The following is a 19,600-nucleotide window of genomic DNA, read 5'->3' on the forward strand; positions in this document are numbered from 1 at the left end:
CGACTCTCGGGACTCTCAGGGGCTTCGCCCCCCGAATCCCGGCGGCACGCCTCTCATCGACACTGCAAAGGAGCAGCAAGATGACCTCCGTGGCCTCGCGTCCGCAATTCGACGCACCCGCTCGCACCATCCGGGAAATCGACTACGGCTTCTTCGGGCCGGATTCACCCACCTGGAAGGTCTGGACCGCGCCCACCGCCTTGATCGGTTTCCAGCGCGCGGTCACCCTCGAGCATTTCGACCCGGACCTGACCGCCGCGGTCGCCGACGTGGGCGGCATCTACAGCGATCCCAAGGGCCGGCTCGACCACACCTTCGCCTACTTCCTGATCGCCGCCGTCGCGGACAGCCGCATGGCCGTCGAGGCGTCCGAGCACCTCATGCAGGTGCACGCCAAGGCCACCGGCATCGAGCCGATCAGCGGAAAGCGTTACAGCGCAAACAATCCCGACTCGCAGCTGTGGATCCACGTCACCGGCTGGCATTCGGTGCTCAAGTGCTACGAGATGTACGGGCCCGGCAAGCTGAGCCCGGCCGAGGAGAAGCAGTACTGGGCCGACTGCGTGACCGCCGCGGAACTGCAGACCTGCAAGCCGGCCGATGTGCCGACCTCGCGGGAGGAAGTGCGGCAGTACTTCGCGGACGTGCGGCCGCGGCTGTGCACCTCCGAGCGGGCCCATCGCGGTATGCACTATCTGCTGTTCACGCCGCGCGACAAGGGATTCCGGCTGTGGGCCGGTAGCCGGCTGGTGGCTCCGGCGGCCATCGCGACGCTGCCCAAGTGGATGCGCGAGACCGGTGGGTTCGAGCAGCCGCGGGCGCTGTCGGCCGCCTATCGTCCGGCCATGCGGCTGGCCACCAAGGCGCTGCACAACGATCAGCTGCTGCTTCAGGTCGCCAAGAACGCCATCGGACCCATGACGGGACGGTTGCTGGCCGAGCACATGAAGGCTGGCGTGCCGGTGAATCCGGTGACGATCTCCCCCGCGGAGGCCAAGAAACTGTACGGTCGCGCAGCCCGTTCGGCGGGGTGACCGTTTCGCGACCTCCGGGATTACGCCTGGTCGTAGGGAACTTTCGGTGCTAAGCGGGTTCCCTACGGTTGCGTAACTGGCCCACGTTACGGCAGCCTTCGCTTGATCATCAAGACTTTCGTCGAGGAGGCCCATTCCCGTGTCCCACTACAAAGCGAACCTGCGTGACATCGAGTTCAACTTGTTCGAAGTTTTGGGAATCGGCGAGCTGCTGGATACGGACGCCTACGGCGACCTGGACAGCGAGACCGCCCGCGACATGCTCACCGAGGCAAAGCGTCTGGCGGAGGGCCCGATCGCGGAGTCCTTCGTCGAGGCCGACCGCCACCCGGTCGAGTTCATTCCGGACCAGCACACCATCACGGTCCCCGAAGGCCTGAAGAAGACGGTCGCGGCCGTCAACGAGGCCGGCTACTCGGGGCTCGGCATGTCCGAGGACATGGGCGGCGTGCCCGCGCCGAACGCGCTCATCTGGGGCATCCAGGAAATGATCGTGGCGGCCAACAACTCGGCGAGCTTCTTCAATATGGGCCCGCTCATGCACAAGGTCATCTTCGACGAGGGCACCGAGCAGCAGAAGAAGTGGGCGGCCTACGCCTGGGAGAACCGCTGGGGCGGCACCATGGTGCTGACCGAGCCGGACGCCGGTTCCGATGTCGGCATGGGGCGCACCAAGGCGATCCAGCAGGCCGACGGCACCTGGCACATCGAGGGCGTGAAGCGCTTCATCTCCGGCGGCGACGTCGGCGACACCGCTGACAACATCTTCCACCTGGTGCTGGCCCGCCCCGAGGGCGCGGGACCGGGTACCAAGGGGCTGTCGCTGTTCATCGTGCCGCGCTTCCACTTCGATCCCGAGACCATGGCGATCGGCGACAAGAACGGCGCGCTGGTCACCGGCGTCGAGCACAAGATGGGCATCAGGTCCTCGCCCACCTGTGAGATCACCTTCGGCGGCGACATCCCCGCTGTCGGATACCTGGTCGGCGACAAGCACAATGGCATCGCGCAGATGTTCAAGGTCATCGAGAACGCGCGGATGATGGTGGGCACCAAGGCCACCGGCGCGCTGTCCACCGGGTACCTGAACGCCCTGGAGTACGCCAAGCAGCGTGTGCAGGGCGCGGACCTGACCCAGATGACCGACAAGGCCGCGCCGCGCGTGACCATCACCCACCACCCGGATGTGCGGCGCTCGCTGGCCACCCAGAAGGGTTACGCCGAGGGTCTGCGCGCGCTGTACATGTACTGCGCCTCCTACCAGAACGCCGATGTGGCCGCGGCCAACTACGGTGTCGACGCCGAGCTGGCGGAGAAGGTCAACGACCTGCTGCTGCCGATCGTCAAGGGCTGCGGTTCGGATCGCGCGTACGAGAGCCTGACCGAATCGCTGCAGACCCTGGGCGGCTCGGGTTATCTGCAGGACTACCCGATCGAGCAGTACATCCGCGACTGCAAGATCGACTCGCTGTACGAGGGCACCACCGCCATCCAGGCGCAGGACTTCTTCTTCCGCAAGATCATTCGCGACAAGGGCGTGGCGCTGGCGCACGTCGCGGGTCTGGTGCAGAAGTTCGTGGACTCCGGGCCGGACCGGTTCAAGGTCGAGCGCGGGCTGCTCGGCGCGGCGCTGGCCGACGTGCAGGCCATGGCGGCGGCGCTGACCGGATACCTGATGGCATCGCAGCAGAACGCCGACGAGCTCTACAAGGTCGGCCTGGGTTCGGTCCGATTCCTGTACGCCACCGGCGATCTCATCATCGCGTGGCGGTTGCTCGAGCACGCCGTCATCGCGCAGGCGGCGCTGGACGCCGGCGCCGACGCCAAGGACGTCAACTTCTACACCGGCAAGGTGGCGGTGGCTTCCTGGTTCGCCAAGAACAAGCTGCCGCTCATCGCGGGCGTCCGCACTGTGGTCGAGAGCCTCGACAACGACATCATGAAGCTGGACGAAGCGGCGTTCTGACGAACCTCGCTTCGATCTCCCGGCCCCGCACCTTCGGTGCGGGGCCGGTGTTTTGGGGTGGGCGCGCACGAGGTGCGGGCCCACCCGAATCCGTTATGGCGTGTCGCATTCGCGTGTCTTCCGACGCGCCGACATGACACGCAAGTTTCATTTCTGGCCTGCCGAGTTGTGTCCGCCGTAGCGGGTACAACTACGGCATGGTCTTCCCGATTTCCTTCGGCTGGATCCAGGTGCTGCTCGCGGTGCTCGGCATCGTCGCGTTGGCGCTCTTGGTGACAGCGGTGTTCAAAGCGCGCAAGGTCGGCTGGCGGGTGCTCGCCGGACGCGGCGCGGGTGCGGTCGGGCTGGTGCTCGTCGCCGTCGTGATCCTGTGGATCACGACCCTGCTGCAAACCTTCCTGGGCCTCACCGGGGAGATCAAAGCCGCCCACATCGTGGCGACTCCCGTTGCGGGACAAGAACATCTGATGGACGTCGACCTGACCCTCTACGGCGACAAAGAGCATGACGAACAGCACCTGAAGTACCAGGTCGAAGGCGACATGTGGGTGCTACAGGCCAATATCGTGGAACTCGAGCCGTGGGTGAACGCCATGGGCTTCCACTCCGGCTACAAGGTCACCCGCATCTACGGCCAGCGCCTGGACGGCGTCGCCACCAAGCAGAACCACATCTTCCTCAACGGCGGCGACGGGGACTTCTTCCAGGACATGAAGAACGAGACCTGGTACACCAAGCCGTTCGTCCGCTCCGCCTACGGCAATGCCGTCATCGCCACCCCGGGCACCTACGACGTCTACATATCCCGCGACGCCATCAAAACCCGCCCGGTCTAGCCGGTTTCACTCACGAACCCGAACTCAGGCTGCCGAGGTCGAAGCTGCCGACGGCGCCGCAGCCGCGCTGATCGGGCTGGGTGACGTTCGGGCCGCCGGGCAGGGCGGGCAGCACCTGCACGGTGAGCGTCAGGGTGTCGCCCTGGTACTTCATCCGCAGGGTATGGGTGCCCGCGCTGGTCGGCACCCAGGTCACGTGGGATGTCGGCTGCTGGTCCGGATCGCCGGTGGCCTGGACCGACGCGCTCCCGACGCACTTGTCGTTGTCGTAGTAGCTCACCCAAGTGGTGGTGATATCGGCGCTGGTGTGGCCGCTCAGCTGGTAAGCGGTGCCGACCCTGAGCTCGGGCGTGCTGCCCTTGTCGCCGACCCACAATTCCCACACCGCCGCCGAGGCGGGCGGGGCGGCGAGGGTTGCGAGCGCGGCGGTGGCTGCCAATCCCTGTGCGCCCCAGGCGATCCGCCCGAATGCCGAGTTGATTCGCATCCGTACTTCCTTCCATTTCGAATGGAAGTGAAGTTAATGTGTTTCAGAAATACCGCGCGCCCCCAGTTCCTCGGGCACCAGGACCGGGGGAGCGCCCCCGCTGCGCCGATGGCTAGCTGTCGGCGAGGTCGGCCCAGACGGGAGCGTGATCGCTGGCGCCCTTGCCCTTTCGCTCCTCGCGGTCCACGTTCGAGTCGGTGACGCGGGCCGCCAGGGCGGGGGAGCCCAGGATGAAGTCGATGCGCATGCCTTCCTTGCGTGGGAAGCGCAGCTGGGTGTAGTCCCAGTAGGTGTAGACGCCGGGGCCGGGGTGGAAGGGGCGCATGACGTCGGAGAAACCGGCCTCGGTCATGGCTTCGAAGGCGTCGCGTTCCTGGTCGGAGACATGGGTTTTGCCGGCGAAGAATTCGGGGGACCAGACGTCCACGTCGGTGGGGGCGATGTTCCAGTCGCCGACCAGGGCGATCTGGGCGTGCGGGTCGCGGTCCAGCCATTCCGCGCCGTTCTTGCGCAGGGCGGCAAGCCATTCCAGCTTGTAGGTGTAATGCGGGTCGTCGAGGGCGCGGCCGTTGGGGACGTAGAGGCTCCAGACGCGGACGCCGCCGCAGGTCGCGCCCAGGGCGCGGGCCTCCACGACCGGGGTGCTGATCAGGGACTCACCGGCGTTCTTGTCGAAGCCGGGCTGGTGCGGGAAGGCCAGTTCGACGTCTTCCATGCCGACGCGCGAGGCGATGGCCACGCCGTTCCACTGGCTGTGGCCGACATGGGCGACCTCGTAGCCGGCCGCTTCGAAGGCCTCGAAGGGGAACTGCTCGTCCTTGCACTTGGTCTCCTGCATGGCGAGCACGTCGACATCCGACCGGTCCAGCCAGGAGATCACCCGATCCACGCGGGTGCGAATCGAATTCACGTTCCAGGTCGCGAGCCGCACAGGAAAACCTTTCAGCGATAAGGGGTTCGAAATCTAGTTCTCGGGGGCGGCGTAGCGGTAGGTGTGATGTTCCAGGAAACCCATCTCCCGGTACAGATCCAGCGCCGCGTCGTTGTCCGCCAGCACCTGCACGTAGGCGTGGGTCGCGCCGCGCGCCTGCCCCCAGCGGATCAATTCCGCGCACACCAGCGAACCCAGCCCGTGGCGGCGATGCTCGGCGGCCACCGTCACACACGTCAAGCCTACCCAGCGCCGCCCGTCCGGGGCCGTGGTCACCGCACCCCGGCCGATGGCCAGCGGCGACGGCACGCCCAGCGCGGCGAAACCGAGTTCGCCGTCCCGGACCGCGGTCAGCACCTCCACCAGGGGCGCGCCGCCCGCCGCGGAATCACCGCCGCGATGCCGGTGCATGGACAGCCAGGCGCCGTCCGGGGCGGGCGACACCCGCACCATCGAAGGGCCTTGCGGCAGTACCAGATTGCCGATGTCCACCGCCAGCACCCGGGTCTCGTGCCAGGTCTGCCAGCCTGGCGGCACCGGCACCAGCCGATCCGGCAGCAGCAGCCGCACCGGCAGCCCGTGCGCGGTGTACCACTCGCCGATCCGGTGCAGCGTATCGAGGGTCATATCCGCCGGGCCGTCCGAACCGCCCAGCGGCACCGCCGAATTGGCGCGCCCGGTGTAGCCGGCGCCGGCGCGCAGCAGCCAGCCGTCGATCCAGGCGCGTTGCAGCCCGGGCCAGCCGTCGGCCGCCGCCGCCTCCAGCGAGCGGATCTCGCTGGTGCGAATCGGCCTGGGGCCCAGCGTCTTCCACGCCACCACCCGGTCCCGGGCGACGGAGACCACCTGTCCGTCACCGGTGCGCACGGTGAGCGGGTCCAAGGCGATGAGTTCGCCGATCACATCCGTCAGCGGCTGCGGATAGCCCTCGGGCAGGCGGTAGCGCACCACCACCCGTTTCCCCAGCTGCGGCTCGCGAGGCTCAGTCGTCATGCCCGAACGGATCCGGGACGGTGCCCGGCACCCAGCTCAAACCCGGCTTGCCCCAGCCATTGCGCTTGATGGCCTTCTTGGCGCCGCGGGCATTGCGCCCGACCAGTACGTCCACGTAGAGGAACCCGTCCAGGTGCCCGGTCTCGTGCTGCAGCATGCGCGCGAAGAAGCCGTTGCCCTCGATCTCGACCGGCTCACCCTTTTCGTCGGTGCCGGTGACCCGCGCCCAATCGGCACGGCCGGTGGGGAATTGCTCGCCGGGGACCGATAGACAGCCCTCTTCGTCGTCGTCCGGATCGGGCATGCCCTCCGGGATCGCGGAGGTCTCCAGCTTCGGATTCACCACGCAGCCGCGGCGGCGCACCATGCTGCCGTCCGGCTGTTCGTCGGGACAGTCGTAGACGAAGATGCGCGGCGCGAGCTCGTCCACGTCCTTGATGATCACCTGATTGCCCGCCAGGCCCACGCCGTTGGCGGCGTCCATGGTGTCGAACATGTCCGCGATCAGCGTCGCCAGTTCCTCGGGAGTCTGCGTGACCGGAGTGGTCGGACGGTGCAGAACCGGGTCGCCGACAATGCGAATCGGGAGGATAGCCATGGTCAAGAGCCTAACGGGTGATGGTCGGGGACGGCCCGCAGGATGCTGTCGGTGCCGTCGGGCAGACTAGCGGCGCACACCGGACGGACGGCCGCGGGCCTCGACACGCCGGGCGGATTCGCAGAAACACGCCGAGCGGTACGCATCGGCAAGTCCGCGCCGCGTGGTTGAATGAGCGGCGGACGCAAGCACCACAATCGTCTGGTTCCAACTCGGCGAGGGAGCACTATGGACAGCGCAGCGGCACGGAACATTTCCGCAAGCGGGGACGGCGGCGCTTCCGCGAGCCAGGAACTCTCCGCGTCGATCACCGACGATATCGCCGCCGCCGGCCACGATCAGGCCGCCGAGCTCGATGGCGCACACGGCCTTTCCCGTCGTGAACTCGACATTCTCGACTTCGAGCGCAAATGGTGGAAGTACGCCGGCGCCAAAGAAGAAGCCATCCGCGAGCTTTTCGACCTCTCGGCCACCCGCTACTACCAGGTGCTCAATGCCGTCGTCGACAAGCCCGAAGCCCTCGCCGCCGACCCGATGCTGGTGAAGCGGCTGCGCCGGTTGCGCGCCAGCCGCCAGAAGACCCGCGCCGCACGGCGTCTCGGATTCCAGGTGTGAGTACTAGGCTCGACGCCGTGAGCAACCCGACTTCGCCGTCCGGCGGTCCGCCGCTGCGGGCACTCGCGATGGTTCTCATCGCCCTCGCCATCGTGTTCGCGGGAATCGGCGCGATGTCCCTGTCGAGTTCGGACTCCTCCGGCAGCACCGAAGCCGAGGCGAGCAGCACCACGACCACCGTCGCCAGCCCGACGGCCAGTGTCATTGTCGCGCCGCCGGTTACGACGGCGCCCGTCGCGCCCGCCAGTTCGGCCGCCGCGACCACCACCCCGCCCAGCACCACCCTCGCGCCGACCACCCCGGCCGCGGGCGCGGTCGACAAGTCGCTGCCCGTACGGGTTTACAACAACAGCTACGTCGCGGGGCTGGCCGGCAAGACCAGGGATCAACTGGTCGCCGGTGGGTACAACGTGACCGAGACCGGTAATTACGGCTCCGGGAACATCCCGAAAACCACTGTGTACTACAGCAACAACTCAGCCAAGGAGAAGGCGCTGGCCATCGCCATCGCCAATGAACTCGGTGCCGGCGCGGAACCGCGCTTCGACGGAATCGCCGACTCACCCGCCGGTGTCATCGTCATCGTCACCAGCAACTGACCAGCCGAACCAACGGCCAGCCCCTGCACGAGTCATGCTGACGCCTCTGGCATCATCTTGACCGACTAGCAATCTGTCCAGGCAGCTTTACCCGTTAAACTCGGTACTCGTAAAGGAGTTCCTCGATGGCTTCGTCCATGACTCGTCGCCCGTCCTGGTGGACAGTGACCCCGGTGCTCGCGGTCGCGGTGCTCGGCCTGACGGCCTGCTCCAACAGCCAGGAATCGAGTGACGTCAAAGGGACGAACCCGGCAGTGTTCACCAGCTCCCCGGCCCCCGCGGGCACCAGCGGCGGCCACGGCTCCGAACACGGCGGCAGCTCGGCCCCCGCGGAAAACTCCTCCAGCGTCACGCTGAAGGATCCCGCCGGAGCCAGCGTCGGCACCGCCACCATCGCCCAGGTGGGCAATCACCTCGAGCTCACCGTCGAAGCCCACGGCCTCAAGCCCGGCTTCCACGGTCTGCACTTCCACCAGGTCGGTAAGTGCGAAGCGAACTCCACCGCGCCCTCCGGTGGCCCGGCCGGCGACTTCCTGTCCGCCGGTGGCCACTTCCAGGTGGGCGACCAGAACGCCAAGCCCGCCAGCGGCGATCTCACCTCGCTCGAGGTGCGCTCCGACGGCTCGGCCAAGCTGGTCACCACCACCGACGCCGTCAAGCTGGACGACATCAAGGGCAAGGCCCTGATCATCCACGCGAGCGCGGACAACTTCGGCAATATTCCCAGCCGCTACACGCAGCCCGGCGGAGCCACCGGCCCGGACGCCGACACCCAGGCGACCGGTGACGCTGGCAGCCGGGTCGCCTGCGGCGTCGTCTCCTAACCACAAGGTGAGCCATGGCCGGGGCAGGCATCAAGAAGGTCCCCTTCAACTCATCGCCTCGGCCCACGCTCGGCGTGGAATGGGAAGTGGCGCTGGTCGACAAGCAGACCCGCGACCTTTCCAATACGGCCGCAGCGGTTTTCGACGCCTGTAGTGAGCTGCGGTCCGCCCAGGGCGCACCGCTGCTCACCAAGGAACTGCTGAAGAACACCGTCGAGATCGTCTCCGGCGTGCACGACACCGTCGGCGAGGTCGTCGACGAACTGCACAGCACCATGGACACGGTGCGGCGCGCGGCGGATCCGCTCGGCGTCGATCTGTTCTGCGCGGGCACCCATCCGTTCGCGCAGTGGTCGAGCCAACAGCTCACGCGCAGTCCGCATTACGACGAACTCATCGAGCGCACCCAGTGGTGGGGGCGGCAGATGCTGATCTGGGGCGTGCACGTGCACGTCGGGGTCTCGCATCCGGAGAAGGTCTTCCCGATCCTCAACAGCCTGCTCACCACCTACCCGCATCTGCTGGCGCTGTCCGCCTCCTCGCCGATGTGGGCGGGCGTGGACACCGGCTATGCCAGCAACCGCGCCTTGATGTTCCAGCAGCTGCCCACCGCCGGATTGCCCTTCCAGTTCGAAAACTGGACGCAATTCGAGGGATTCGTGCACGACCAGACGAAAACCGGTGTGTTCGAACAACTCGGCGGCATGCACTGGGATATTCGCCCGGCGCCCAAGTGGGGCACCATCGAGGTGCGCATCTGCGACGGAACACCCACGCGCACAGAACTATCCGCGCTGGTCGCGCTCATTCACAGCCTGATCGTCGATCTGGACCGGCGGGTGGAGGCGGGGGAGACGCTGCCGACTCCGTTGCCGCCCTGGCATGTTCAGGAGAACAAGTGGCGCGCGGCCCGGTACGGGCTGGACGCCATCATCATCACCGATGCCGACAGCAACGAGCGGCTGGTCACCGACGACCTCGACGATCTGCTGAACCGGCTGGAACCGGTCGCCAAGAGCCTGGGCTGCGAGAACGAACTCGCGCTGGTCGCCGAGATCCCCAAGCGCGGTGCCTCCTATCAGCGGCAACGGCGGGTCGCCGCCGCCACCCAGGGCGATCTGGTGGCCGTGGTGGACTCGCTCGTCAAGGAGCTCGACCAGTAGCCGCCCGATCGCACGGCGTCCGATTTCCGATGTGAGATTGCCTACCCGTCCGGCGTACGTCGTACCCGCTGGCCAGCGCGGACCCCGCCGCGACCGGGGGCTGTTCATCTCGGTCCGGAGGCCGTGTTCAACTACCCGGGCGGGTCGCGTTCATGTGACGTTTACTATGGCTGGATGTTGCTCGACGGTCCGCGTTCCCAATCAGTCGGCGAGGAACGCCGGAGTCTGGTGCCGTCGAAGCGCGTCCTGATCGCCGGCCTCCTGACCGGCGTGCCCGCATTGTTCATCGCGCTGCAGATCGTGGCCTCCCGCAATGGATTCCTCGGTCCGCTGGAAAGCCTGGCGGCCGATTTCGCCGGGACCCCCAAGTCGGTGACCGTGCCGTGGGCCGGGCTCGGACTGGCGCTCATCGGGCTCACCTGGAAGCGGCGGTTCTACGCCGTCGGGATCGCGCTCGGCATCGACATCGCCTATCAGATCGTGCGGACGCTCAGCGGTGGACCGCTCGCGCTCGGCAATGGGCCGGTCATGGTCCTCACCGGCATCGTGGTGCTGGCGCTGGTGCGATGGCAAGGGGTGGAGCGCAGCAACGCGCTGCACGCCGCGGCGCTCGGCATTCTGCTGGTGTTCGCCAACAAGGTCGCGGACGTGTGGCTGTACATCACCGTGCTGGCGGGGCCGCAGGTGCTCGACGAGCATGTGGTGCTGGTCGATCACGCGCTCGCCGACCCGTCCTGGATGATGGGGCAGCTGCTCGAATTCCTCGGGCCCGTGGTCACTTTCGTACTGCACTGGGTGTACATCGAACTGCCGCTGGGCGCGATGATCGTGGCGGTGTGGCAGTTGCGGCGGGTCGCCTCCGGGGGCGGGTGGCCGAGCCACTACCTGGTGCGGACCTTCCTGACCATCGGGCTGATCGGGCCGATCGTGTACGTCATCTTCCCGGTGGTGGGGCCGATCTTCGCCTACGGCAGCGAAGGGCATTCGTTCGCGCTGGGCGACTACTGGCCGAATCTGGTGCCGCCGCTGGATCTGACGCCCGGGGCCATTCCGTTCGACAAGGTCGCGCCGCGCAATTGCATGCCCTCGCTGCACACCGCGTGGGCGCTGTCGCTATTCCTGCATTCACGGCGGGACGTGGTGACGGGGCTGGCCGCGCCGCGCTGGCTGCGATGGGGCGGCACGTTCTGGCTGATCGCCACCATTTCCGCGACGCTCGGGTTCGGGTACCACTACGGGGCTGATCTGATCGCGGGCGCGGTGCTGTGCCTGGCCATCGAATCGGCGCTGCGGATGCCCGAGCGCGGGTGGGACGCGGCGCGCATCCAGCTGGTGGCGGGCGGCGCGGCATTGTTCGCGGCCATGCTGCTGTCCTACCGGTACCTGTCGGTGCAGTTCGCCGAATATCCCGGCCCGGCGGGCATTCTGCTGGTCGGCGCATTCGTGGCCTACGCGTACGCCTTCTACCGGACCTGGTTCGGGCCGGTGCCCGCCGAAGCTCCGGCCGAGGTCGGCGCTCGCGCCTGACCCCTCACGCGTCCTTGCTTGCGCCCGAGGCGGATTCGGAGTCCACCGGCGCATCCGGCGATGAGGAAGCGGCCGCGACCGGCGTGGCCGGGCGGTTCCGGCGCAGCGCCCACAACCCGACGATGCACCCGACGGTGATCAGCACCGCCGTCCAGGCCGGCGCTGACTCGTCCTGCGGAGCCACCGTGCACACCACCGCCTGGCTGGAGTCCTGCATGGCGTAATGCCCGCGCGCCACATAGTCGCGCAGGCCCAGCACCGCCGACGGAATGAAGATCACCATGGTGCCCAGCACCCGGTTCGGCACGTAATGCGGCCGCGCCGAAGTCATTCCGTACCCGGCCAGCCACACCAGCACCGCCGTGCTGCCGATCACCACGAAGGCGGCCTCGGAACTCGAGGTGACGGCGGTGAAGAGGGCCAGCGCCAGCAGCAGCATCAGGCAGAGCATGGGTGCGCCGTGCCGCGAGCCGTACCAGAGGCCGAGCACCGTCACCGCGACCGCCACCGGAATCGACCAGGCCGGCAGTTCGGCGGCCAGCGCCGAGGAACCGACCGCGCTCAGCGCCACCGCGATCAGCACGAGTTCGCCGTCCCGGCCCGGCAGCAGCATGGCCGCGATCACGCCGGTCGCCACCGACGAGCCCACCGCCAGGCCGATACCGGCCAGTGAGTCCCCGTGCCGCGCCAGCCATTCCGCGCTCGCCACGGTCACCAGGATCAGCACCACACCCGCCAGGATCGGGGTCAGCGGCAGTTCGATGGACGGGCGCTCGGCCGGTTTGCGCTTGCGGTTCATCAAGGTGCCGATGGCGACCAGGACCAGCGCCACCTCGATCATCCACAGCGGCGGCATGTCCAGCAGTACGTCGTCCACCGGGAAGTCCTGGTTCAGCAGCCCGCCCACGTGCGGCAGCGGGTTCACCGACCCCAGCAGGACGCTGATCAGCACGCCGAGCGTCCATCCGTACGCGGGCAGCTTGTGATGCAGCACCGCCGCGCCCAGTGCGCCCAGCACCACGCCGCCCGCCAGCGAATCGATGAAGTTCATGGTGGACAGCCCGGCCATCGGCTGCGCGGTGTGCCCGACCAGATGATTGATCGTCAATGCCGCCAGCCCGGCCAGCGTCGTCCCCCAGGCCGCCACGGTGCTGCCCAGGGTGGTGATCAGCACCGCGACGATCATGGCCGTCAGCACCCCGGCCCCGATGGCCCGCGGCAGCGAGTACGCCAGCAGATCCAATTGCAGCGCGGACGTTTCCGACGTCCACCCGAAATCGATCGGCATAGCCAGCGACAGCCCGGCAACAGTAGTCGCCAGCAACGCCGTGATGGTCTCGAGCGCGACCTGATACGACCTCACCTGGGTGAAACTACCGCCGCCAACCGTACTGACCGGTCCGACTCGCTGAACTGCAATGTTTGCTGGCTAACCCCGCTCCGCACCCCGCCGTCATCGTGGCCGGAATCCGCATGGCCCGCGCCGAACCTGGCCGGCGCCGACCGGATGGATACGGCCGCCATGGCCGGTGGGTGCGGGCTCAGCCGGCGGCGGAGCGCTGGGCGGCGAATTTGCGGAGCGATTCGACCTGTTCGGGGTCGAGGGAGGGGCGGACGGCGGAGCGGGCGGCGGTCATATCGGCGGCGGTGACCGTGGCGGCGTCCACATTGCGGCGCATGGCGGTCAGGGCGGCTTCGCGGAGGAGGGCGGCGCAGTCGGCGGCGGAGTAGCCGTCCAGTTCGGCGGCCAGCTTCTTGAGGTTGACGCCTCGGGCCAGGGGCACGGATTTGGCGGCGGTGCGGAGGATTTCGGCGCGGGCGGCGGCATCCGGCGGGGGGACGAAGACCAGGCGTTCGAGGCGGCCGGGGCGGGTGAGGGCGGGGTCGATGAGATCGGGGCGGTTGGTGGCGCCGACGACCACCACGTCGCGCAGCGGTTCCACGCCGTCTAGTTCGGTGAGGAGGGCGGCCACGACGCGGTCGGTGACGCCGGAGTCGGTGCTCTGGCCGCGGCGGGGAGCCAGGGCGTCGATTTCGTCGAGGAAGACGAGGGAGGGGGCGGAATCGCGGGCGCGCTGGAACAATTCGCGGACCGCGCGCTCGGAGGAGCCGACCCATTTGTCCATGAGTTCGGCGCCCTTGACGGCGTGCACGCTGAGTTGACCGGTACCGGCCAGCGCGCGCACCAGGAAGGTTTTGCCGCAGCCGGGTGGGCCGTAGAGCAGGACGCCGCGCGGCGGCTCGATGCCCAATCGCGCGAACGAGTCCGGATGCCGCAGCGGCCACAGCACCGCTTCGGTCAGCGCCTGTTTGGTCTCGGCCATATCGCCGACATCGTCGAGAGTCAGTGAGCCGATGGCCAATTCCTCCGACCCGGATCGCGACAGCGGGCGGATCACCTCCAGCGCGCCGACCAGATCCTCCTGCCGCAGCATCGGCTCGGCATGCTCGCGGCTGGCCCGCGACGCCGCCCGCAAGGCCGCCTCGCGCACCAGCGCCGCCAGATCCGACACCACGAAACCGGGTGTGCGCGCGGCGATCTCGTCCAGCTTCAGGCCCTCCGCTGGGGCCCGCCGCACCAACTGCTCCAGCAGCGCGGCCCGCACCCCGGCATTCGGCAGCGGCAGCGAGACCTCGCGATCGCACAGGTCCGGCGCGCGCAGCCGCGAATCCACGGCCGCCGGGTTCGAGGTCGTGGCCAGCACGGCCACGGCCGGAGCCGCCACCGCCGCGCGCAATTGATCCAGGATCAGCGTCGCCACCGGCTCGGCCGCAGCGGGCAGCAAGGCGTCGATATCGTTGATCAGCAGGATTCCGCCCGCTCCGGAACAGATATCCGAGACGGCCATGTTCACCTCACGCAGCCGGGTGCCGCCCTCGGTCGCGCCCACCGTCGGCCCGTCCAGCTCGACCACCCGCCGCGATCCCGCGACCGCCCGCGCCAGCGTGGCCTTCCCGACCCCGGCCGGGCCGGTGATCAGCACACCCAGGTGCGATGGAGCCCCGAGCGCTTTCAGCAGCTCCGGCTCGTTCAGCGCCAGGTTCAGCCATTCGGTCAGCTTGGCGGCCTGGGCCTGCACGCCCGCCAGGTCCGCCACCGCGACGGCCGACATCGGAGTGGGGGACAGCACCCCGGTGTTCCGGGCTCCGCCGTCACCGGCAACTCCGGGAATGCGGCCGGAGCCGGGAAACTCCGTGCCGGTGTTCGTGCCACCCGGCACGTTGCCATCGGATCCTGTTCCGCCGGAACCCGAATCGAGGCTCGAAGCACGGTCTCCGCCCGTTGCCGCCCCGCCCCGGCCCGGCTCGCCGATCGAAGCGCCCGGACGGTCCGCCCGCGTCACCCCGGCGCTCGGCGCGCCGCTGGTGCCGAAGATCGACTGCGGCCGATCGGTCCCCGCGACGCCCGGCCCCCACGACACCGCGCTGTTCGGCTGCACGCTCACCGGCCCGGGCGTCGGATCGGTCGAGGTCACCGTCAGCAGTTCCGATGTCCAGGCAATGCCGAAAGTCCGCGAAAGCGCCTGCGTCGCAGCCGAAGTGCTGGTCCCCGGACCCAGATCGCGGGGCAGCAGCGACACCGTGTCCCCGACCGTCACCACCTTGCCGAGCAGCGCCTGCCGCAATGTGGCCTCCGGGATCGTGCCGGTGGCCATCGCCGACCCCGTCACCGAAATCCGCCGGGCCCCATAGACAGTCGCCGGCGACACCACCACCGACCCGTCTTCCTTCACCCCCGCATTCGACAGGGTCACGTCATCCAGCAACGCCACCCCCGCCGGCGTCCCGGCCGGTGCTTTCGCCACCACCGCGGCCGTTCGCCGCCCCCCGATCAATGTGATCCCGTCCCACTCCCGCAACCCCAGTGCCGTCAGCGCCTCCGGATGCAGCCGCACCAGCCCTCGACGGGCATCAGCGGCCGAGGTGTTCAGGCGAGCGGTCAGCGCGAGTTCCGGCACCAGCCCATTCTGCCGCGCCCACCCCACCCACCGTCCGACCTCGCCCCAACCCGCCCCGAATCCGCCCCCTCCAGCCCCCATTCCGGACAGGCCCGCCGCCGACCGACCGCCGCGGTCGACCTGCCTGTCCGGCCCGAGCGGGCCCTCCCCACAGCACGGTTTCGGCAACGCCGCCACGTCCGTAATCAGCCTCCGCGTCGTGCCGTCACGCGACCGTGGCGGCGGCGCGTCCGCCCTCGTCATCCCGGCATGCTTTCGGCCGGGATCTCACCTACCCCGAATGCATTCTCGCCCGCGTCGCACATAGCGACGCGGGCGAGTTTTGTTCTGTTCAGCGGCGATTCAGACCTTGCTGCCGGGGCGGCGCAGGCGCAGGCGGGCGGTGGAGACGCGGGCCACGCGACCGGAGATGGGGCGCTGGCGGCGCTGGGCGCGACGCTGAGCGCGGCGCTCGGCGGGCTTGTGGTGCCAGGTTTCCGGGCGGGCCGCCACCCAGCGGGCCGAGTGGACCGCGAAGGGGATGTGGCCGAGGTAGAGCGCCACCAGCGCCATCATGAGGATGAGGGGGTAGGTGACGAGGAGCGCGGCGGCCAGGGCGACCAGGACCAGCAGGACGGGAGCGGTGCGCGGGGCCACCGAGACCGACTTGATGGCCAGCGTGGGCAGGGTGCTCACGCACAGCAGGCCGGTGAAGACGGTCCAGACGGACACCGCCGCGACGCTGGTCCACCAACCCTCGTGGAACTGCTCGGACAGGGCGAGCGGGAGCAGGACGATCAGCGCACCGGCCGGAGCCGGTACGCCGGTGAAGTACTCACGCTGCCAATCGGGGCGCGAGTCGTCGTCCATGAGCGTGTTGAACCGGGCCAGCCGCAGCACCATGCACACCGCGAACATGAGCGCGATGATCCAGCCGAAGCTGTCCTGGTGCAGGAAGGTCACGTACAACACCAGCGCCGGCGACACCCCGAAGGCGATGGCGTCGGACAGCGAATCCAGTTCCGCGCCCATCTTGCTGGTGGCATCCAGCATGCGGGCGATGCGACCGTCCAGCATGTCGAAGATGGCGGCCGCGCCGATCAAGGCCAGCGAGAACCCGAGCTGGTTCTCCATGGCGAACTTGACCGCGGACAGCCCCGAGCACAGCCCGAGGATGGTGATCATGCTCGGCAGCAATCGGACGGTGCGATTGCGCCGCCGCTGCACCGGTACCGGCGCGAGTTGTTCCATCATGAATCCAGTTCGGCCAGCACCGTTTCCGCGCCGATGGTCCGCTGCCCCGGGGTGACCAGCAACTTGGTCCCGGCCGGGAAGTAGGTGTCCACGCGCGAGCCGAAGCGGATCAGGCCGTAGGTGTCGCCGATGGTCAGCTTGTCGCCCACCTTCGCCTCGCACACGATGCGGCGCGCCAGCAGCCCGGCGATCTGCACGACCGCGAACCGCTGGCCGCTGTCGGACTGGATCACCATCGAATTGCGCTCGTTGGCGTCCGACGCCTCGGGCAGGTCGGCGGAGAGGAATTCGCCCTTCTTGTAGACGATCTCCTCCACGCTGCCGCTGATCGGCACCCGCTGCACGTGCACGTCCAGCACCGACAGGAAGATGCTCACCCGCGGCAACGGCAGCGTGCCCAGCCCGAGCTCGGCGGGCGGCACGGCCTGATCGACCAGGGCGACCTCACCGTCGGCGGGCGCGACGACCACGCCGGGCCGGTTCGGCGGCACCCGGTGCGGATGCCGGAAGAAGGTGGCGGTGGCCGCGGCGCCGAGCAGGCCCGCGCGGCGAATCCACTTGCGCCGGTAGCCGAGCGCGGCGACGGCCAGCGGCGCCGCGACGAACGGCAGGCCGGCCGGATGCAGCGGAGGTACGGCCTTGCGCACCAGGTCGGCGACATGGCCGAGCGCGGTGGTTTCGGGAGTGCCGGGCGGGGTGGGTCGGCGGGCCACTAGCTCCTCTTTCATGCGTGGATCGAATCGGTCTGGGACCGCGTCACACACTACTGCGTTTGATTTACCCTCCGCTGCGCTCCGGGCGGGTTCGCGGCCCTGCATGTCTCGTTCTTCCCTCCCTCCGCTCCTCCGCTGCGCTCCCCCGCTCCGCTCAGTCCAGAACGAGACGGGCCGCGAACATGGGGTTACTCGGTTATCGCCGCGTGGTGATCGATGTCGCGGAGGCCCCGGATTGTGAGAATCCGCACACGCATGGCAGGCTGTTTCGATTAATATGAGGGAGCCTCATGTCTGTGTCGCCAACGGGCTCGACCGGTGCGAAGCAGTGGGTGGGGACCCGATGAAGGTCACGTTCGACGCGCTGTACAGAGGTCTATAGGAGAAGCACCATGGCTGCTCGAATTGCCTCGATCAACGGGGTAGAGCACACCGCAGTACTCGGGCTCGGCGTCTACCGGCCCGCCCGTGTGGTCACCAATGATGAGGTCGCGGGACCCATCGATTCCAGCGACGAATGGATTCGCACCCGTTCGGGTATTCGCACCCGCAGGTTCGCCTCCCCGGAGGAGACCATCATCTCGATGAGCACGGCCGCGGCGCGAGATGCCTTGGAAGCGGCCGAGATCGAGCCGGATCAGGTCGACTGCGTCATCGTCGCCACGTCCACCTGGCTCCTGCTCACCCCCGCCTCCGCCCCGCAGATCGCCACCGAACTCGGGCTGAACAATGTGGCGGCCTTCGACATCTCCGCGGGCTGCGCCGGCTTCTGCCACGCGCTCGCGGTGGCCTCGGATCTGGTCAAGGGCGGTACCGCCCGGAACGTGCTGGTCATCGGCGTCGAGCGGCTGACCGACACGATCAATCCGCGGGACCGCGGCACCGCCTTCCTGTTCGCGGACGGGGCGGGCGCGGTGGTGGTCGGCCCGTCCGACGAGCCGGGCATCGGCCCGACGGTGTGGGGTTCGGACGGCACCCAGCATCACGCCATCCGCCAGGACAAGGACTGGATGGAGTTCTTCCGCGAGATCGACGAGCAGGGCCTGGACGCCGTCCGCCCCTACCTCGCCATGGAGGGCACCGCCGTATTCCGGTGGGCCGCACACTCGTTGGAGAAGGTGTGCCGGGAAGCCATCGAGGTGGCGGGCCTGACCACCGGCGATCTCGACGCCATGGTCCCGCACCAGGCCAACGGCCGCATCATCGAGATCATGGCCCGCGTCCTGAAGCTCCCCGACGATTGCGCCCTGGCCAATGACATCGAGGAGACCGGAAACACCTCCGCCGCTTCGATTCCGCTGGCCATGGAGGCCATGATGCGCAAGGGCGATGCCAAACCCGGCGGCACCGCCCTGCTCATCGCCTTCGGTGCGGGCCTGTCCTACGCGGCCCAGGTCATCACGCTGCCGAACTGGAAGTAGTTAGCCGAGGTCCCACGCGACGGTCACCGTGAAGGTGATCGTCGTCTGGCCCGGTTCGAGGCTGAAGCCGCTCGCCGGGGCCGCGTCCTTGTACATGGGTCCCGGTGAGCTGCTGCCGTTCTCGCTGATGGTCTTGACCGTCTTCAGCTTCAGCCCGGACAGGTCGGCGTACTGCTGCGCCTTCGACTTGGCGTCCTCGAACGCCTTGGCGCGCGCATCGGACAGCAATTTCGCGTCGTCCTCGAGATCGAAGGCGACCGAACTGATGCGGGTGTCGTTGCCGCCCGCCTTGACCGCCGCGTCCAGAATCGCCGACGCCTTCGAAAGGTCGCGCACCGCAACGTGTACCGCATTGCTCGCCCGGTACCCGGTGATGGTCCGCCCCTCCGGCCCGTAACTGGGCTGCACCGACAGCTCGGTGGTCTTGATGTCTTCCTTCTTGGCCCCCGCCGTCACCATGGCATCGCTCATGGCCTTGGCCTTGGCGTTCACCTGGTCGACCGCGGTGGAGACGTCGGCGGCGTTCACTTCCGCCCCGAGGTCGGCCTCGAGCACATCCGGTGTGCCCTGGACCTTCCCGGTCCCGGAGACGGTGACGGTGCGGTCGCCCGAATCGGAACTCCCGCACCCCGTCAGTAGTAGCGCGACACCGGCGGCCGCGGCGCAGATCCCTGAAAGTCGTCGCATACCGCCGAAACTAC

At 68.4% G+C, this 19,600-nt stretch carries 18 protein-coding genes; 9 read left to right on the top strand and 9 right to left on the bottom strand.

Annotated elements, in window-relative coordinates; all coding sequences use genetic code 11:
• Positions 1 to 80 precede the first annotated feature (80 nt).
• The 3 genes from NY1_RS34020 (at position 81) to NY1_RS34030 (ending at position 3,836) form a co-directional block, all read left to right on the top strand.
• Positions 81 to 1,034, top strand: a complete 954-nt coding sequence (locus tag NY1_RS34020) for an oxygenase MpaB family protein (protein ID WP_067721265.1) — start codon at positions 81 to 83, stop codon at positions 1,032 to 1,034.
• A gap of 139 nt (positions 1,035 to 1,173) precedes the next feature.
• The gene (locus tag NY1_RS34025; RefSeq protein ID WP_067721266.1) at positions 1,174 to 3,000 is read left to right on the top strand and encodes an acyl-CoA dehydrogenase; all 1,827 of its coding nucleotides are present in this window, start codon (positions 1,174 to 1,176) and stop codon (positions 2,998 to 3,000) included.
• Positions 3,001 to 3,197: 197 nt separating this feature from the next.
• A complete protein-coding gene (locus NY1_RS34030) occupies positions 3,198 to 3,836 on the top strand; it encodes a hypothetical protein (RefSeq protein ID WP_067721267.1) in 639 nt (212 codons plus the stop codon).
• 10 nt (positions 3,837 to 3,846) lie between these two features.
• On the opposite strand, the gene NY1_RS34035 is transcribed toward NY1_RS34030, so the two are convergent.
• The 4 genes from NY1_RS34035 to NY1_RS34050 all read right to left on the bottom strand — a co-directional run bounded on the left by NY1_RS34035 (position 3,847) and on the right by NY1_RS34050 (position 6,845).
• Positions 3,847 to 4,323, bottom strand: a complete 477-nt coding sequence (locus NY1_RS34035; protein WP_067721268.1) for a hypothetical protein — start codon at positions 4,321 to 4,323, stop codon at positions 3,847 to 3,849.
• Positions 4,324 to 4,435: 112 nt separating this feature from the next.
• A complete protein-coding gene (locus tag NY1_RS34040) occupies positions 4,436 to 5,254 on the bottom strand; it encodes an exodeoxyribonuclease III (RefSeq protein ID WP_067721269.1) in 819 nt (272 codons plus the stop codon).
• Positions 5,255 to 5,287: 33 nt separating this feature from the next.
• A complete protein-coding gene (locus NY1_RS34045) occupies positions 5,288 to 6,247 on the bottom strand; it encodes an N-acetylglutamate synthase, CG3035 family (RefSeq protein WP_067721270.1) in 960 nt (319 codons plus the stop codon).
• A complete protein-coding gene (locus NY1_RS34050; protein WP_067721271.1) occupies positions 6,237 to 6,845 on the bottom strand; it encodes a peptide deformylase in 609 nt (202 codons plus the stop codon). The genes NY1_RS34045 and NY1_RS34050 overlap by 11 nt, the downstream gene beginning before the upstream one ends.
• A 228-nt stretch (positions 6,846 to 7,073) precedes the next feature.
• Between NY1_RS34050 and napA the strand changes: the two genes are divergently transcribed.
• The 5 genes from napA (at position 7,074) to NY1_RS34075 (ending at position 11,573) form a co-directional block, all read left to right on the top strand.
• Entirely contained in the window at positions 7,074 to 7,460 is a 387-nt protein-coding gene (gene napA, locus NY1_RS34055; RefSeq protein WP_067721272.1) for a nucleoid-associated protein NapA, read from the top strand.
• Between the two features lie 17 nt (positions 7,461 to 7,477).
• Positions 7,478 to 8,059 carry a LytR C-terminal domain-containing protein gene (locus NY1_RS34060; protein ID WP_067721273.1) on the top strand — a complete coding sequence of 194 codons (582 nt, stop codon included), beginning with the start codon at positions 7,478 to 7,480 and terminating at the stop codon, positions 8,057 to 8,059.
• A gap of 125 nt (positions 8,060 to 8,184) precedes the next feature.
• The gene (gene sodC / locus NY1_RS34065; RefSeq protein WP_067721274.1) at positions 8,185 to 8,883 is read left to right on the top strand and encodes a superoxide dismutase[Cu-Zn]; all 699 of its coding nucleotides are present in this window, start codon (positions 8,185 to 8,187) and stop codon (positions 8,881 to 8,883) included.
• Between the two features lie 14 nt (positions 8,884 to 8,897).
• Positions 8,898 to 10,046 carry a glutamate--cysteine ligase gene (locus NY1_RS34070; RefSeq protein ID WP_067721275.1) on the top strand — a complete coding sequence of 383 codons (1,149 nt, stop codon included), beginning with the start codon at positions 8,898 to 8,900 and terminating at the stop codon, positions 10,044 to 10,046.
• Positions 10,047 to 10,220: 174 nt separating this feature from the next.
• Positions 10,221 to 11,573 carry a phosphatase PAP2 family protein gene (locus NY1_RS34075; protein WP_084535876.1) on the top strand — a complete coding sequence of 451 codons (1,353 nt, stop codon included), beginning with the start codon at positions 10,221 to 10,223 and terminating at the stop codon, positions 11,571 to 11,573.
• Positions 11,574 to 11,577: 4 nt separating this feature from the next.
• On the opposite strand, the gene NY1_RS34080 is transcribed toward NY1_RS34075, so the two are convergent.
• The 4 genes from NY1_RS34080 to NY1_RS34095 form a co-directional block, all read right to left on the bottom strand.
• The gene (locus tag NY1_RS34080; RefSeq protein ID WP_067721277.1) at positions 11,578 to 12,936 is read right to left on the bottom strand and encodes a hypothetical protein; all 1,359 of its coding nucleotides are present in this window, start codon (positions 12,934 to 12,936) and stop codon (positions 11,578 to 11,580) included.
• Between the two features lie 178 nt (positions 12,937 to 13,114).
• Entirely contained in the window at positions 13,115 to 15,532 is a 2,418-nt protein-coding gene (locus tag NY1_RS34085; RefSeq protein WP_067721302.1) for an AAA family ATPase, read from the bottom strand.
• A 342-nt stretch (positions 15,533 to 15,874) separates the two neighbouring features.
• On the bottom strand, positions 15,875 to 16,765 hold the full coding sequence (gene pssA / locus NY1_RS34090; RefSeq protein ID WP_439956058.1) for a CDP-diacylglycerol--serine O-phosphatidyltransferase: 891 nt from the start codon (positions 16,763 to 16,765) through the stop codon (positions 15,875 to 15,877).
• Complete coding sequence (locus tag NY1_RS34095) at positions 16,762 to 17,478, bottom strand: phosphatidylserine decarboxylase (RefSeq protein WP_067721279.1); 717 nt, start codon at positions 17,476 to 17,478, stop codon at positions 16,762 to 16,764. The genes pssA and NY1_RS34095 overlap by 4 nt, the downstream gene beginning before the upstream one ends.
• A 392-nt stretch (positions 17,479 to 17,870) precedes the next feature.
• Here NY1_RS34095 and NY1_RS34100 point away from each other — a divergent pair, with 392 nt between their 5' ends.
• Entirely contained in the window at positions 17,871 to 18,899 is a 1,029-nt protein-coding gene (locus NY1_RS34100) for a beta-ketoacyl-ACP synthase III (protein ID WP_067721280.1), read from the top strand.
• On the opposite strand, the gene NY1_RS34105 is transcribed toward NY1_RS34100, so the two are convergent.
• Positions 18,900 to 19,586: an SIMPL domain-containing protein gene (locus NY1_RS34105; protein WP_067721281.1), complete on the bottom strand. Its 687-nt coding sequence runs from the start codon at positions 19,584 to 19,586 to the stop codon at positions 18,900 to 18,902.
• Positions 19,587 to 19,600: the final 14 nt, after the last annotated feature.

Origin of the sequence: Nocardia yamanashiensis NBRC 100130 (genome assembly GCF_001613325.1) — a bacterium.
GTDB lineage: Bacteria > Actinomycetota > Actinomycetes > Mycobacteriales > Mycobacteriaceae > Nocardia > Nocardia yamanashiensis.